Source organism: Cryobacterium sp. PH29-G1, from assembly GCF_030063365.1.
Taxonomy (GTDB): domain Bacteria; phylum Actinomycetota; class Actinomycetes; order Actinomycetales; family Microbacteriaceae; genus Cryobacterium.
This window is the reverse complement of the sequence record NZ_JASISY010000008.1, coordinates 135,458-150,041: the sequence shown is the minus strand read 5'-3', so window position 1 is coordinate 150,041 and position 14,584 is coordinate 135,458. Positions and strand designations below refer to the sequence as shown.

The following is a 14,584-nucleotide window of genomic DNA, read 5'->3' as shown; positions in this document are numbered from 1 at the left end:
GTGGAAGTGGGGACTAAAGACCCATGGAGCTGACCGGTACTAATAAGCCGATAATTTGATAACACTCAGTTTGAAGAAGCTGCTTTAGCGTCCACTATGTGGTTCTCGATGTACGGTCGAGAACAACGCTCCTTTCAGGGGAGCTCTATAACTAAAAAATATAGAATCGATTCACATCACAATGTGTTTCGGCGGCTATAGCGAGAGGGAAACGCCCGGTCACATTCCGAACCCGGAAGCTAAGACTCTCAGCGCTGATGGTACTGCAGGGGGGACCCTGTGGGAGAGTAAGACACCGCCGGACTTAACTTAGAAACACCAGAATAGCCACCCCCCGGGGTGGCTATTCTGCTTTAACACCACCCCACGCGCGACCGCATGCCCCACCACGGCCACCCACGGGTGGCCTTTCTCGTTAACCCGACACGCATCCTCCAACGCACACTGCAACGCGTCCAGCAACGCGTCCAGCAACGCGTCCAGCAACGCGTCCTGCAACGCGTCCAGCGGATTACGACCACGACCACGACCAGGACGAGGACGCGGTTCTGCGAGTTGGTGGGGCGTCCGCTCCTCAGCTCAAACAGTGGCATTTATAGGGGAGACATCCGAGACAAACATTCGGATACCTCCCCAGAAAATCCCATAACTCGACACCCCGCGAACACCCCACCAACCCGCCCACAACACGAACAACCCGGGCACCGGGACTGGCAGAGAACACCGCAGCTACCCCGCTCGCAATACAAACACCCTGCGAACACCCGCGTGCACCCGCGAACATCCCGCGGGTGCACGCGGGTGTTCGGGCATGCCCAGGCGCTGGTCGGGTCGCCGGTGCACGAAAAAGGCCACGCACAGGGTGCGTGGCCTTTCGTCGTATCGGTCGGTGTCAGTGGCGGCGCAGGCCGTCCAGAGCTACCGCGAGCACGTCGTTGGCGAGCTGAGCGGCATCTTCCGGGCCTTCGGGGCGATACCACTCGGCAATCGAATTGACCATGCCAAAGAGCAGACGAGTGACTACGCGAGGATCGATATCGCTGCGCAGCGAGCCCTCGTCTCGAGCCTCAACGACGAGCGCCGAGACGGCGCGGTCAAACGCGCGCCTTCGGGTGAGAGCGAGACGCTCTACGTCGGTGTTGCCGCGCACACGCAGCAGCAGGGTGACGTAGGCCAAACGCGTCGTGAGTACGCGCACGGCCCCTCGAAGAACGTGCGCCAGACGGTCGATCGCGCTGCCGGTCAGAGCACCGGACTCCAACAGCACGCCCTCGAGCCCGTTGAGGGCCTCGTCGAGGGCGAGCTGGAGTACTTCGTCCTTGGAGGAGAAGTGGTGGTAAATGGCCGCCTTTGACAGCGTCAGGCGCGTGGCCAGAACTCCCATCGAGGTCGCGTCGTAGCCAAATTCATTGAACGCGGTGACGGCGATTTCGAGAATGGCGCGCTGGTCGTAGCCGGGGCGTCCGCGTTTGGGGGTGTGTACGTCAGACATAGATCTCGAGTCTCTCACGCAGGCGTGGGATCTACGACCGGCTAGCGCAGGTCGTAAACGCGCTTGTGCTTGCCGGTGCTGCGTTCCAAGGTGCCCGGTTCGACAACAAGAACGTTGACGCTGGAACCGATTCGATCCTTGATCAGAGCGATGAGCAGGGCGCGAGCGACCGCCGACGCGGCTTCGTCGGCATGTTCGTGCCGTTCGATGCGCACGGTGAGTTCGTCCATGCGCGACGGACGGGTCAGTTCGAGCACGAAATGCGGGGAGAGGTGATCAATGCCGAGCACGATCTCTTCGATCTGGGTCGGAAAGAGGTTCACCCCGCGCAGAATGATCATGTCGTCATTGCGTCCGGTGATTTTTTCCATGCGGCGCATGCCCGGGCGGGCGGTGCCGGGCAGTAGGCGCGTCAGGTCGCGCGTGCGGTAGCGGATGACCGGAAAGGCCTCTTTGGTGAGGGAAGTGAAGACGAGTTCGCCCGTTTCGCCGTCGGGTAGCGAAACTCCGGTGTCACCGTTGATGATTTCGGGAAGGAAGTGGTCTTCCCACAGGTGCGGGCCGTCCTTCGACTCAATGCACTCATTGCCGACGCCGGGCCCCATAACCTCGCTGAGGCCGTAGATGTCGAGTGCGTCAAAGTCGAGTCGGTCCTCAAGTTCAAGACGCATCTGGTTGGTCCACGGTTCGGCACCGAGCACGCCGGCTTTGAGGCTCGACCGGCGGGGGTCCAGGCCGGCCGCGACCATGGCGTCGGTGATGGTGAGCAGGTAACTCGGCGTGGACAGGATGACGTCGGGTTCGAAGTCGGTGATCATCTGGATTTGCTTGTTGGTCTGACCGCCCGACATGGGGATGGCGCACGCGCCGAGTGCTTCAATGCCCGCGTGGGCGCCGAGGCCGCCGGTGAACAGACCGTAACCGTAGGCGTTGTGCACCTTCATGCCGGGGCGCACGCCGCTAGCGCGCAGGCTGCGAGCGACCAGGCCGGCCCACATGGCTAGGTCCTTCTTGGTGTAACCGACCACGGTCGGCAGCCCCGTCGTGCCGGAGGACGTGTGAATGCGCGCGACCTGGTCCATAGGCACCGCGAACATGCCGAACGGGTAGGAGACGCGCAGGTCTTCCTTGGTCGTGAACGGCAACAGCTCCACGTCTTCGAGGGTGCGAATATCGTCGGGGTGCACGCCGGCAGCATCAAACTTGCGCGTATAGAGGGGTACGTTCTCGTAGGCGTGCCGCACGGTGTGCTGCAGTCTCGTGAGCTGAAGGGCCCGGATCTCGTCGCGGGACATCCGTTCTGCCACATCGAGTTCTTCTCGTGCGGGTGCGTGCAGACGGGTTTTGGTCAGCGTTGACATGATGCCTTCCGAAAAGGTTAGAGGTGGTTGCGGGTGGGGACGGGCAAGTTGGTGGTGCGGCTGCGGCCGCGAAATTCCGCCACGGTGACATCGTCATCAACGGTCACGCGTACGTCGTAGATGCCGCTGCGGCCGCTCTTCACGCGCAACAGTGCGGTAGCGGTCAGGTTCTGGCCCAGTGTGGTCGGCTTCAGAAAGGTGATGTCGGCGCCGGCCGCGAGGGTGACGTGGTGTGAATCGTTGCAGGCAATAGCGAACGCCGTGTCGGCGAGGGCAAAAATGAACCCGCCGTGGGTCACGTCAAAACCATTGAGCATGTCGTCGCGCACGATCATCGAGACGACGGCATGGCCCGGCTCGTTGCGCTCCACGATCATGCCGAGAGAAGCGGATGCCCGATCGCGCTGCATCATGGCGTGGCTGCCGACGGGCTGTGCTTGCGTCATTCGGTTCTCCTCATTGAGTTGCCGTGCGGTGAGCGTTCGGCGTTGCGGTGCTGAAAGCTTGCATCCTCGGGGGTTGCCCGCCCGATAATGTGACTATATACTAACTGAACGATCGGTTGGTAATAGTTTGCCGATCCGTGCGTATTTTCCCGACGTGCATTACCTTAGCGCCGCCCGCACACCCCATGACCACCGCAGTCAACGCAGACCAGGAGCCGATGATGACAAGCACCATCACGCCCGCTACGAGCGCTATCAGCGTCGAAGAGCAGCAGTTCAACGACTTGATCGAAGCCGACTCGCGCATTGAACCGCGCGATTGGATGCCCGAGGGGTATCGCAAGTCGCTCGTGCGCCAGATCTCGCAGCACGCGCATTCCGAGATCATCGGCATGCAGCCCGAGTCGAACTGGATCACCCGCGCCCCCAGCCTCAAGCGCAAGGCCATTCTCATGGCCAAGGTGCAAGACGAAGCCGGACACGGGCTCTACCTCTACTCTGCCGCGCAGACCCTCGGTGCTACCCGCGATGACATGACGGATGCCCTCATCGCCGGCAAGGCGCGTTACTCCTCCATCTTCAACTATCCCACCCCGAGCTGGGCCGATATGGGCTCGATCGGCTGGCTCGTTGACGGCGCCGCCATCTGCAACCAGGTGCCGCTCTGCCGCGCGTCCTACGGTCCGTACGGCCGAGCAATGGTGCGTATCTGCAAGGAAGAATCCTTTCACCAGCGTCAGGGCTTCGAGATTCTGCTCGAGCTCATGGCCGGCAACGAGGAGCAGCGCCAGATGGCTCAGGACTCGGTCAACCGCTGGTACTGGCCCGCACTCATGATGTTCGGCCCGCCCGATGACGACTCGCCCAACTCGGCGCAGTCAATGGCGTGGAAGATCAAGCGTCACTCCAACGACGAGTTGCGCCAGCGTTTTGTAAACATGCTTGTTCCTCAAGCCGCCGTGCTCGGAGTGACCCTGCCCGACCCCGACCTGCACTTCAACGAGGAAACTCAGCAGTGGGACCTCGGAGAGATCGACTGGACCGAGTTTCACGAGGTGCTCGCCGGCCGCGGCCCGAACAATGCCCAGCGACTGCAGCGTCGACGCGACGCCCACGAAGACGGCCAGTGGGTGCGCGAAGCGGCCGCGGCCTACGCACGCAAACAATCCGCACTCACCACCACTCTCGAAATGGCAGCCTCATGACCACTCCTGGCGATTCCGCAGCAGAACTCTGGCCCCTCTGGGAGGTCTTCGTTCGCTCCAACCGTGGCCTCAGCCACGTTCACGTTGGCTCACTGCACGCTCCCGACGAAACCCTCGCCGTGCGCAATGCGCGCGACCTGTACACCCGGCGCAGTGAGGGCGTCTCGGTCTGGGTTGTTCCGGCCGTCGCGATCACTACGAGTGACCCCGACGCCAAGGGCGCCTTCTTCGAATCGCCCGCCGGCAAGAACTACCGCCACGCGAGCTACTACTCCAAGAGCGAAGGAGTGAAGCACCTGTGAGCGACGACACCACGGCGGATGCCCCCGCTGACACCCATGGCGACGATCACGGCCACGTTGCCGTCGATATCACCACGCTCGATGCCGAACTCATCGAGGGCCCGTCTGACGCTACGGCCGACATCGCCGAATACGCCCTATGGCTCGGCGACGACTCACTCATCCTGGCTCAGCAGCTCGGTGCCTGGATCTCGCGCGCACCGGAGCTCGAAGAAGACGTCGCCCTCGGCAACGTAGCCCTCGACCTCATCGGGCACGCCCGATCGCTGCTGCACTACGCCGGCACCGCATCGAACAAAACTGAAGACGACCTCGCCTACTGGCGTACCGAACCTGAATTCAGGTCGCTGCACATTGTCGAGCAGCCCAATGGCGACTTCGCGCACACGATCGCGCGCCAGTTCATTGTGTCCCATTACCTGTTCGAGTTGTACAGCCGGCTGCGGGCATCCGCTGACGCGACCCTCGCCGCAATCGCGGCAAAAGCGGTGAAAGAGGTCGACTACCACCGCGACCACTCCAATCAGTGGGTGTTGCGCCTCGCTCACGGCACCGACGAATCGCGCCGCCGCATGATCACCGCTCTGAGCGACCTGTGGCCTTACGTCGAGGAGATCTTTCGCGACGACCCGCTCATCGATCGTCTCGAAGGAGTCGCCGTTCGCCCGTCGAGTCTGCGCCCGGCGTTCGACGCCGCGATCGCTCCGGTGCTTGCCGAGGCCGAGCTCGAAATTCCCCGCGGATTCGTCGCCTCCGGCGGCGGCCGTACCGGCAATCACTCCGAGCATCTCGCCTTTCTCCTGGCCGAAATGCAGGTGCTCACCCGCGCCCACCCCGGAGCGTCATGGTAGCCAGCGACAGCAACGCGGCTGACCTGCACACCGCAGAACTGCACGAGTCGCTCGCCCGCCCGCGGCCAACCGACGCGGCATCACTCGCCGCCTGGACGATCGCCGCCGAGGTCGTCGACCCGGAGATTCCCGTGCTCACGATCGAAGATCTGGGTGTGCTGCGCTCGGTCAACGTCACTGACGATGCTGTCGGGGTTACCCTCACGCCGACCTACAGCGGATGCCCCGCGATGGACGCCATGCGCGACGACGTTCTCGAGGTGCTCACGAAGGCCGGCTACGAGAACGTGACGGTACGACTGGTGCTCAGCCCGGCCTGGACCACCGACTGGATGAGCGAGATCGGCAAGGCCAAGCTCCGCGAATACGGCATCGCCGCCCCCACCGGGCATGCCACCGTGCGCGGTTCCGGCCCGGCCGGTCCGATCCGGCTCACAATGGCCGTGAAATGCCCGCGCTGTTCGTCACTGAACACCCGCGAGCTGGCGCACTTCGGTTCCACTTCCTGCAAATCCCTCTACGAATGCCGAGACTGCCTCGAGCCGTTCGACTACTTCAAGGTGCTCTAATGGCTGCAACACGTCTCGATTCCACAAACCAGGGCGCCTCGACCCTGGCGCCGATCAAGCACCGTGCACGCTTCCACACCCTCACGGTGGCTGAAGTACGCCCGCTGACCGCCGACAGCGTCGAGGTCACCTTTGCTGTTCCGTCCAAACTGCAGGGTGCGTTCGACTACCTGCCCGGCCAGCACCTCGCGCTGCGCGCCACGATCGACGGCCAGGAACTACGCCGCAGCTACTCGATTTGTCGGCCGGCAACATCCGGTCAAATCAGTGTTGCGATCAAACGCGACCTGGGCGGCGCGTTCTCCACCTGGGCCAACAGCGAGCTGCACTCCGGCGACGAGATCGACGTGATGAGCCCGCAGGGCAGCTTCACTTCGACCCTGCACAACCTCGATCACAAACACGTCGTCGGCGTTGCTGCCGGCTCGGGAATCACCCCGCTCATGGCCCTGGCCCACACGGTGCTCTCCGCCTCGGAAACGTCGATGTTCACGCTCGTGTACACCAACCGCACGGCGCTCGACGTGATGTTCCTCGACGATCTGGCCGAGCTGAAAGACCGTTACCCGGCCCGTCTCGCGCTTTATCACGTGCTGTCCCGCGAGCAGCGGTCTTCATCGTTGCTCTCCGGCCGCATCGACGAAGAGAAGTTTCGGCGCATGCTCGAGACCATTCTGCGCCCGGCCACGGTTGACGAATGGTTTCTCTGCGGTCCGTTCGAGCTGGTGCAGTTGTGCCGCGACACCCTGGAAAGCACCGGCGTCGACCGTTCTCTGGTGCGCTTCGAACTGTTCACAACGGGGGAGCCATCGGCGGCCAGCGGCGACCGCGGCCGGCCCGTCACTATCGGCAAGGGCGACAAGACCTTCCAAATCGAGTTCACGCTCGACGGCCAGAGCAACACTGTCACCACCCCGGTCAACGCCAACGAGAGCATCCTGAATGCTGCCCTGCGCGTGCGCCCCGACGTGCCGTTTGCCTGCGCCGGCGGAGTCTGCGGCACCTGCCGGGCCAAGCTGGTCAGCGGTGACGTCACGATGACCGAGAACTACGCGCTCGAGCCCGACGAACTCGCCCGCGGGTACGTGCTGACCTGCCAATCACACCCGACCACCGACAGTGTTGTCGTCGACTACGACGTCTAGCAGTACTGCGTCCAGCAGTACGACGATGAGTACGAAGAAAGCGGATGCCGTGATTGAGCTCTCGATAGATAACGACGTCGCCTACGTGGTGCTGAACGCGCCAGACAAACTCAACGCCCTCGATGAGGCCGCGGTTGTCGAGTTGGACGCGGCCTACCAAACCGCCGAGCGGGCCGGGGTTCGCGCGCTCGTGCTGCGCGGCGAGGGACGGGCGTTCTGCGCCGGCCGCGACATTTCGGCCGTCGATCCGCGAACGGACGACGTGCTGGGCTACCTCGGCGACCTCGTCACGCCGCTGCTGCAGCGCATGAGCCGGTTTCCGGCCCCGACATTCGCTGCTGCGCACGGCGCGTGCCTCGGCGTGGGTCTCGGGCTGCTCATCGCCACCGACGTTGTCTACGTCGCCGACACCGCCAAGATTGGCTCGCCGTTCGCGAACCTCGGCGCCACGCTGGACTCTGGTGGGCACGCCCTGTTCGTGGAGCGCCTGGGTGCGCACCGCACGCTTGACCTGATCTACAGCGGACGGTTGATGACCGGGGCCGACGCCGTCGCCGGTGGCCTGTTCAGCCAGGTCTTCCCGGCCGCGGAGCTGACCGAGGCGACCGTGCAGGCGGCCGCGCACGCGGCATCCGGTGCAACACAGGCATTTCTGGCGAGCAAGGCGCTTGTTCAGTCGCTGCGCGACGAACGGCTCGGACTTTGGCAGAGCATGAGTGACGAGAGCGCAGCGCAGGCAGCGCTCTGCGCCACCGGCGACTATCGCGAGGGGTTCGCCGCGTTCCAGCAGAAGCGCAAACCCGCTTTCACCGGTCGCGCCTGACCCATCTGCGCCACCCGGTTTCGGAGTAGTACCCGCAACCGGTCAGGCGATTGCGAGCATTCCGGCAGCGGCCAGGGCGAGCGCGAGGCCGAGCCACTGCACCGGCGCGATGCGTTCTTTGAGAACGACGGCCGCCAACAGGATAGTACCGGCCGGGTACATTGCCGTGAGCACGCTGACCACGGTCAGGTCGCCGAGGCGCAGCCCGAGCAGCAGCAGAAAGTTGGCGCTGACGTCGATCACGCCGCAGGCCACAGCGAGCTTCAGCCCGGTGCGCGCGATCGATCGGTCGACGGCGGCGGGGGGCACGGCTGCGGGTGCCGCGCCGGGCTCCCCGACCAATACCGGTACGGTCACCGCAGCACGGCGTCGACGTGCACGCAGGGCGACGAGGCCGACAACGGTGAACATGATGCCCCCATTGACCACGCGATTGAGAACAAGCGGAACGAGTCCGCTGTCCGGCGGCGTCTGATCGATCAGAATCATGAAGGTGCCGATCATGCTTCCGGAGCCGAGCGCCATGACAATTCCGAGCAGGCGTGGCCGTACCGCGCCGCGCTCGGGTACGAACCCAACCAGCACGACGGCGATGAGCGCCAAGCCGAGCGCCCAGTAGCCGATGGGCAAAAACCGCTCCCCGCCGAACAGACCGGCGGTCATCGGTACGATCGCTGAGACCACGGCGGTCAACGGTGAGAGGATGCTCATGGGCCCGATAGCGAGGCAGGCGTAGAGCAACGTGATCGCCAGGGCCCCGGTCACCCCGGAGAGGGCGCCCCAGAAGACTGCGGATGACGACCATTCGCCGGCGACGAAGGGCAGCAGGAGCAGCACCACGAGCAGGCCGGAGACGGCAGAGACCGCCGTCACCAGCATGGCGCTGATGCGCTTGGCGGCAAGTCCGCCGAGAAAGTCGGCCGAACCGTACACGACGGCCCCGGTGAGTCCAAAAAATGCGGTCAGCATAGGCAATTATCCTAACGCTGGCGGCGGCGGCGATCTCACAGGACAGAAAGTATTGCAGGGGTGAACGCCCCAGCGAGACCCCCATAATCAATGCGTTCGTCTCGGCATTTCAGCACTACTCTTTCGGCAACATCGAAGGAGACCTGACATGACGCACGTGAGCTCGCTCAGCCAGCGCGGCCGCATCCTGATCCTTACCGTGATGGTGACCATCCTGTGCGGTGGTGCAACGAGTGTGGCGTCGGCGCACAACAATGAGGTCGGATCGGTCCCGAAAGACGGGGCCGTGGTCACGGAGCAACCGGGCGAGTTTTCGGTAACGACCAATGACGAGCTGTTGAATGTCGGCGCCAGCCTGATGCAGATCAGTGGCCCGGCGGAGGCCCCCGAGTACTACGGAGACGGGTGTGGCCGGGTTGAAGAGGCCAGCGTCGAAACCGAGGCCCAGCTGGGCGCACCGGGAACGTATACCGTGACCTGGCAGTCGGTGTCCATGGACAGCCACTCAATTTCGGGTCAGTTCAGCTTTGACTGGCAGCCAGCCCCCGATCAGGTTCTGGCGACCGGGTCGGCGACGCCGCCCGAGTGTGCCGGTGCCACAGTGGTGACGGCGATGGATGCATCGGGTGCCGTCCCGGGCGCTGCAGCCGTCGCTGTCGGCGAGGATGGTGTACCGACCATCGCTTTGGTCGGCGGGGGAGTCCTGCTCGTCGTCCTCGGTGCCGCTGCCGCTCTCATCGCTCGGCGCCGCCGCGACCGGGCAGAAGCACGCAGCCTGGCCTTCCACTGAATTTGTGTCGTCGGGCTTTCGGCCGACTTCCCACGGTTCGTGGGGCACGATGAGCGTTTTGTGGTTGACGCAACGTACTCTGGTCAGGTGACAATGGGCGAGCGATGACGACGAGGTGGGCCCGTTTCGCGCGCGGTTGGATCGTGGCCGTGTTCTCGACCTTTGTCGCCGCCCTCTCGCACACGCTTGGTGGTGCTGCGGCACCCGGTTGGCTGGCGGTCGTCGTGTCGCTCGCTTTCGCCGGCATGGTGTGCGTCGCGCTCTCGGGCCGCACCCTGTCATTGTGGCGCGGCACCGTATCCGTTCTGATCAGCCAGTTCATCTTTCACGGGTTGTTCTCCCTGGGGGCACCCGGCGGCGCGCTCGGAGCCGACGCCATCGCCGCCTCCGGCACCCACCAACACGCAGCACTGCCCGGTCTGATCGACCCGACGGTTCTGGCCTCGAGCACGCACGCACTACACGCCGGCACCTCAATGTGGCTCGCCCATCTCGGAGCAGCGACTGTGACCGTTCTCGCCCTTCGGTTCGGGGAACGCGCCTTCTGGGGCCTCGTTGACAGCGTTCACCTGGGCATCCGCACCCTGCTCCGGTCGACACAGCTGGTGGTACCGGTGGCCAGCCCACACCGGATCGGGCATGATGCCCCGGTGCTGACGCCGCGCAATCTGGTTCTCGTCCTGTCTCCGATGCGCCATCGTGGCCCACCCGCTGTCGGGCTCGCCGCCTGACCCCGCAGACCAGACCATTTTCTTCGCCGCGCCGAACGAGTAGCAGAGGCTTTGCCCTGCACCGTTCGGTTCACGCCGTCACCCCATCTGAAGGACCATCATGAAGTTCACGACCCCCATTTTCGCCGCCACCGCCCTGACCATCGGCGCCGCACTCGCGCTCACCTCCCCGCTCGCCGCGAGCGCCCACATCGCGGTGGACGCGCCCACGACCGCCGCCGGCGCGTACACGGTGCTGACCTTCGCGCTGCCGCACGGGTGCGATGCGTCCTCGACGACATCGGTCAGCATCGGCATTCCCGAGAACATCGCGAGCGTCACCCCCACGGTGAACGCCGGTTGGGGCGTTTCGGAGACAGCGGTTGACCTCGCGACGCCGATCGATGACGGCGAAGGAAACACCATCACGACCCGCACCGGTGCCGTGTTGTACACCGCCGATACCCCGTTCCCCGATGGCCTGCGCACAACCTTCGCGCTGAGCCTGCAACTGCCCGCCGATGCCGAGGGCGAGACGCTGGAATTCCCCGTGCTGCAAACCTGTGAAGCGGGCGAAACCAACTGGAACGAACCGACGGTCGCTGGTGGAAACGAGCCCGCTCACCCGGCGCCCGCCATCACCGTGACCGCAGCCACCGAAGATGAGCACGGCCACGCCGAAGCCGAGGCCACCGACACCCACGACGAGGATGCGGCCACGACGGCTACAGCCTCGTCCGATGACGTACTCGCTCGGGTGCTGGGAGCCGGCGGACTGGTTGTCGGTGCCGTCGGCATCGTGCTGGCCGTCACCGCCCGCCGCAAGCAGTCGGTCTAGTTACCGTGCGCGGCAACACGACAGTCCCCGGAACCTTCACTTCTTCGGCGCGTGCGGTGAATCATCGGCCGGCGCGACCGACGGTTCGCCGCACGGTCCGAGCGGTATTCGCGGTCGTCGTTGTTGCCGCGGCCGTGGGCTGGGGCGCAGCCCCGGCATCCGCTCATAACTACGTCGTCGGCTCCTCGCCGGCAGCCGATGCGGTGGTGACCGAGCAGCCCGGTTCGTTCTCGGTCACCACCAATGACCTGCTGCTCGATCTGGGAGGGACGGGATCCGGCAGCGCGATGGTGATCACCGGACCGGCCAGTGCGCCGCTGTTCTACGGTGATGGCTGCGCCACGGTCTCCGGTGCCACCGTGGAGACCGTGGCGCAGCTCGGCGCGGCCGGGGTGTACACGGTGATCTGGCAAACGGTCTCCACCGACGGCCACGCGATCTCCGACGAGTTCACCTTTGACTGGCAGCCGGGCCCAGACCAAACACTGGCCGAGGGGGCGGCCACGGCACCATCGTGCGGAACCGAAGCGGATGCCGGCGCCCCGGATGCCAGTACCACGCCTGCCTCAGATGCCGGCGTGACCGGTTCCAACGATGGCACCCTGGAAACCGTCGCCTGGATCGGCGGGACTTTGGGCGCGGTGCTGCTCGCTGTGGGAGCGACCCTCATCGTGCTGCGCCGGAAGCCCCGCGCCTGACTCGTGCCCTGACTCGTGCCCTGACTCGTGCCCTGACTCGTGCCCGGAGTCGTACCGATCCAGTTCGAGCGGGGAACGTGTCAGGGGGCGCGGGTAAAGTTGGGCAGGTGAGTTGGAACGCTGAGCTGCCCGGAAACCCTAACGCCGTCGAACCACCCCGTGGCCGTGCTGCGTTCAATGATGTCGATGCGACCAGTGACATCGGGCCGAGTGACAGCGGGACCAGTGACATCCGGCCGAGTGACTTCGACGCACCGAGCGATCTTGACGCTCCCGACGACTTCGACGCCCCGCCTCCCGAAGTCGACCGGCAATACGGCGGGCGGGAGCCCGCCGGGAGCTACGCCGGGGCGGCTCGGGCCGCAGCTCCGGTTCGCGCCGCGTCGCGCAAATTCACAACCGCGGCCGAAGCCTTGCACACAGTGTTCGGCTACGACTCCTTTCGCGGCGACCAGGCCGAGATCATCGCTCAGGTCGTCGACGGCAAGGACGCCGTCGTGCTCATGCCCACCGGTGGCGGCAAGAGCCTGTGCTATCAGATTCCGGCACTCGTGCGGGCGGGCACCGGCATCGTGGTGTCGCCGCTCATCGCCCTGATGCAAGACCAGGTCGATGCGCTCACCGCTGTGGGCGTGCGCGCTGAATTTCTGAACTCCAGCCAGGATTCCGCGACCCGCAGCCAGGTCGAACGCGATTACCTGAACGGTGACCTCGACTTGCTCTACGTCGCCCCCGAGCGGCTCTCCAATGAGGCCACCAAGCGGCTGCTCGCCCGCGGAACCATCGCTCTGTTCGCCATCGATGAAGCTCATTGCGTGTCGCAATGGGGCCACGATTTTCGGCCGGACTACCTCGCGCTGGGCGAACTCGCCGACCGTTGGCCGGACGTGCCGCGCATTGCCCTCACCGCCACGGCAACCGACGCCACACACCAGGAGATCACGACCCGCCTGCAGATGGGCGACGCCAAGCACTTCGTGGCGAGTTTCGACCGGCCCAACATCCAGTACCGCATCGTCGGCAAGGCCGAGGTACGCAAGCAGCTGCTGGCATTTCTGAAGACGGAGCACCCCGGCGATGCTGGAATCGTCTACGCCCTCAGCCGCAAGACGGTCGACCAGACCGCCGAGTTCTTGCGCGCCAACGGCGTGAACGCACTGCCGTACCACGCCGGGCTCGACGCGGGCGTGCGCGCGCGCACCCAGTCCCGGTTCCTGCGCGAGGAGGGCGTCGTCATCGTCGCCACGATCGCCTTTGGCATGGGAATCGACAAGCCCGACGTGCGTTTCGTTGCCCACATCGACCTGCCCAAGTCGGTCGAGGGCTACTACCAGGAGACCGGTCGCGCCGGCCGTGACGGGGCCCCGGCCACCGCTTGGCTCGCCTACGGCCTGCAAGACGTGGTGCAGCAACGCCGCATGATCGACACGTCGGCCGGCGACCTCGGCCATCGTCGCAAACTCTCTGCCCACCTCGATGCCATGCTCGCCCTGTGCGAAACGGTGCATTGCCGCCGGGTGAACCTGCTGCGTTACTTCGGCCAGGCCAGCCAGCCCTGCGGCAACTGCGACACCTGTCTGGAGCCGCCTGAAGCCTGGGACGGCACCATCCCTGCCCAGAAACTTCTCTCCACCATCGTGCGCCTGCACCGCGAACGCAACCAAAAGTTCGGTGCCGGGCATCTCATCGATATTCTCCGCGGCAAGGAAACCCCCCGGGCCACCCAGTACGGCCATATGTCGCTCAGTACCTGGGGACTCGGCGCCGACCTCAGCGACCAGGCCTGGCGCGGCGTCGTGCGCCAGATGCTGGCCCAGGGCCTGCTGGCCACCTCCGGCGAATACGGCATTCTCGTGCTGACGGATGCCGCGGCTGAGGTGCTCATCGGCGGCCGCACTGTGCAGTTGCGGCGTGAACCCGACCGCCCCGCGCGGTCCAGCGCTGCTCGCCGGCCCAGCGCAGCGAAGGTGGCCGCGGCCGACCTCAGTACCGCTCAAGAATCCCTGTTCGAGGCGCTGCGCGCCTGGCGGTCGGCGGAATCGAAGGAGCAGGGCGTGCCCGCCTACATCGTGTTCGGCGATGCGACCCTGATTGCCATCGCAGCGGCCGGCCCGTCGACCCTCGCTGCTCTCGACGGCATCACCGGCATCGGCGCCAAGAAGCTCGAGGCCTACGGAGAAGCTCTCCTCGAAGTCGTAGCCGCGTCCGCCTAATCGCTCGCTGCCCTACCGTGAGCCCTGGCCGGCCGCCGGTGGCCGCAGGTATTGTGGGGGAGGGCAGGTCTTCGGGGGTAGTGGTTGTAGGGAACATACAAAGCGGATGCCGTGGGCGGCATCCGCTGTTGTCGTCCTGGCACCGCGCATTTCGCGCCCGCTCACCGGGGTC

15 protein-coding genes and 1 rRNA gene are annotated in these 14,584 nt (G+C 65.1%); 12 read left to right on the top strand and 4 right to left on the bottom strand.

Features of this window, described 5'->3' with window-relative positions; translation table 11 throughout:
• Positions 1-187 precede the first annotated feature (187 nt).
• Positions 188-304: ribosomal RNA gene (gene rrf / locus QMK22_RS11895) — 5S ribosomal RNA — on the top strand.
• Positions 305-892: 588 nt separating this feature from the next.
• Here rrf and QMK22_RS11890 read toward each other — a convergent pair.
• The 3 genes from QMK22_RS11890 to paaI are packed head-to-tail and all read right to left on the bottom strand — an operon-like array spanning position 893 to position 3,299.
• Complete coding sequence (locus tag QMK22_RS11890; protein WP_283497854.1) at positions 893-1,492, bottom strand: TetR/AcrR family transcriptional regulator; 600 nt, start codon at positions 1,490-1,492, stop codon at positions 893-895.
• A 41-nt stretch (positions 1,493-1,533) separates the two neighbouring features.
• The gene (paaK, locus tag QMK22_RS11885) at positions 1,534-2,853 is read right to left on the bottom strand and encodes a phenylacetate--CoA ligase PaaK (protein ID WP_283497853.1); all 1,320 of its coding nucleotides are present in this window, start codon (positions 2,851-2,853) and stop codon (positions 1,534-1,536) included.
• Between the two features lie 17 nt (positions 2,854-2,870).
• The gene (gene paaI, locus QMK22_RS11880) at positions 2,871-3,299 is read right to left on the bottom strand and encodes a hydroxyphenylacetyl-CoA thioesterase PaaI (RefSeq protein ID WP_283497852.1); all 429 of its coding nucleotides are present in this window, start codon (positions 3,297-3,299) and stop codon (positions 2,871-2,873) included.
• Between the two features lie 218 nt (positions 3,300-3,517).
• Between paaI and paaA the strand changes: the two genes are divergently transcribed.
• From paaA to QMK22_RS11850, 6 genes are read left to right on the top strand one after another with little or no spacing between them, the layout of a single operon-like run.
• A complete protein-coding gene (paaA, locus tag QMK22_RS11875; protein ID WP_283497851.1) occupies positions 3,518-4,504 on the top strand; it encodes a 1,2-phenylacetyl-CoA epoxidase subunit PaaA in 987 nt (328 codons plus the stop codon).
• Positions 4,501-4,806 (top strand): 1,2-phenylacetyl-CoA epoxidase subunit PaaB, encoded by a 306-nt coding sequence (paaB, locus tag QMK22_RS11870; RefSeq protein WP_283497850.1) that lies wholly within the window; start codon positions 4,501-4,503, stop codon positions 4,804-4,806. The genes paaA and paaB overlap by 4 nt, the downstream gene beginning before the upstream one ends.
• Positions 4,803-5,657: a 1,2-phenylacetyl-CoA epoxidase subunit PaaC gene (paaC, locus tag QMK22_RS11865; RefSeq protein WP_502857584.1), complete on the top strand. Its 855-nt coding sequence runs from the start codon at positions 4,803-4,805 to the stop codon at positions 5,655-5,657. The genes paaB and paaC overlap by 4 nt, the downstream gene beginning before the upstream one ends.
• Positions 5,651-6,226 carry a 1,2-phenylacetyl-CoA epoxidase subunit PaaD gene (paaD, locus tag QMK22_RS11860; protein ID WP_283497849.1) on the top strand — a complete coding sequence of 192 codons (576 nt, stop codon included), beginning with the start codon at positions 5,651-5,653 and terminating at the stop codon, positions 6,224-6,226. Before paaC ends, paaD begins: the two co-directional genes overlap by 7 nt.
• The gene (gene paaE / locus QMK22_RS11855) at positions 6,226-7,371 is read left to right on the top strand and encodes a 1,2-phenylacetyl-CoA epoxidase subunit PaaE (RefSeq protein WP_283497848.1); all 1,146 of its coding nucleotides are present in this window, start codon (positions 6,226-6,228) and stop codon (positions 7,369-7,371) included. Before paaD ends, paaE begins: the two co-directional genes overlap by 1 nt.
• 49 nt (positions 7,372-7,420) lie before the next feature.
• Positions 7,421-8,194, top strand: a complete 774-nt coding sequence (locus QMK22_RS11850) for an enoyl-CoA hydratase/isomerase family protein (protein WP_283497860.1) — start codon at positions 7,421-7,423, stop codon at positions 8,192-8,194.
• 42 nt (positions 8,195-8,236) lie between these two features.
• Here QMK22_RS11850 and QMK22_RS11845 read toward each other — a convergent pair whose 3' ends face one another.
• A complete protein-coding gene (locus tag QMK22_RS11845; protein ID WP_283497847.1) occupies positions 8,237-9,163 on the bottom strand; it encodes an EamA family transporter in 927 nt (308 codons plus the stop codon).
• A 148-nt stretch (positions 9,164-9,311) separates the two neighbouring features.
• Between QMK22_RS11845 and QMK22_RS11840 the strand changes: the two genes are divergently transcribed.
• From QMK22_RS11840 to recQ, 5 genes are all read left to right on the top strand, one after another.
• Positions 9,312-9,953 carry a copper resistance CopC family protein gene (locus tag QMK22_RS11840; protein ID WP_283497846.1) on the top strand — a complete coding sequence of 214 codons (642 nt, stop codon included), beginning with the start codon at positions 9,312-9,314 and terminating at the stop codon, positions 9,951-9,953.
• Positions 9,954-10,057: 104 nt separating this feature from the next.
• Positions 10,058-10,684 (top strand): hypothetical protein, encoded by a 627-nt coding sequence (locus tag QMK22_RS11835; RefSeq protein WP_283497845.1) that lies wholly within the window; start codon positions 10,058-10,060, stop codon positions 10,682-10,684.
• A gap of 100 nt (positions 10,685-10,784) precedes the next feature.
• Positions 10,785-11,501, top strand: coding sequence for a YcnI family copper-binding membrane protein (locus QMK22_RS11830; protein ID WP_283497844.1), 717 nt, complete (start codon positions 10,785-10,787; stop codon positions 11,499-11,501).
• A 56-nt stretch (positions 11,502-11,557) separates the two neighbouring features.
• The gene (locus QMK22_RS11825; RefSeq protein WP_283497843.1) at positions 11,558-12,199 is read left to right on the top strand and encodes a copper resistance CopC family protein; all 642 of its coding nucleotides are present in this window, start codon (positions 11,558-11,560) and stop codon (positions 12,197-12,199) included.
• A gap of 230 nt (positions 12,200-12,429) precedes the next feature.
• Positions 12,430-14,412, top strand: a complete 1,983-nt coding sequence (gene recQ / locus QMK22_RS11820) for a DNA helicase RecQ (RefSeq protein ID WP_502857588.1) — start codon at positions 12,430-12,432, stop codon at positions 14,410-14,412.
• Positions 14,413-14,584 lie beyond the last annotated feature (172 nt).

Excerpts from the sequence above, each read along its gene's own strand:
- QMK22_RS11840 (WP_283497846.1), top strand. The coding sequence starts at position 9,312 with ATGACGCACGTGAGCTCGCTCAGCCAGCGCGGCCGCATCCTGATCCTT.
- paaA (WP_283497851.1), top strand. The coding sequence starts at position 3,518 with ATGATGACAAGCACCATCACGCCCGCTACGAGCGCTATCAGCGTCGAA.
- QMK22_RS11845 (WP_283497847.1), bottom strand. The coding sequence starts at position 9,163 with ATGCTGACCGCATTTTTTGGACTCACCGGGGCCGTCGTGTACGGTTCG.
- paaB (WP_283497850.1), top strand. The coding sequence starts at position 4,501 with ATGACCACTCCTGGCGATTCCGCAGCAGAACTCTGGCCCCTCTGGGAG.
- QMK22_RS11830 (WP_283497844.1), top strand. The coding sequence starts at position 10,785 with ATGAAGTTCACGACCCCCATTTTCGCCGCCACCGCCCTGACCATCGGC.
- paaD (WP_283497849.1), top strand. The coding sequence starts at position 5,651 with ATGGTAGCCAGCGACAGCAACGCGGCTGACCTGCACACCGCAGAACTG.
- paaE (WP_283497848.1), top strand. The coding sequence starts at position 6,226 with ATGGCTGCAACACGTCTCGATTCCACAAACCAGGGCGCCTCGACCCTG.
- QMK22_RS11835 (WP_283497845.1), top strand. The coding sequence starts at position 10,058 with ATGACGACGAGGTGGGCCCGTTTCGCGCGCGGTTGGATCGTGGCCGTG.
- paaK (WP_283497853.1), bottom strand. The coding sequence starts at position 2,853 with ATGTCAACGCTGACCAAAACCCGTCTGCACGCACCCGCACGAGAAGAA.
- QMK22_RS11890 (WP_283497854.1), bottom strand. The coding sequence starts at position 1,492 with ATGTCTGACGTACACACCCCCAAACGCGGACGCCCCGGCTACGACCAG.
- paaI (WP_283497852.1), bottom strand. The coding sequence starts at position 3,299 with ATGACGCAAGCACAGCCCGTCGGCAGCCACGCCATGATGCAGCGCGAT.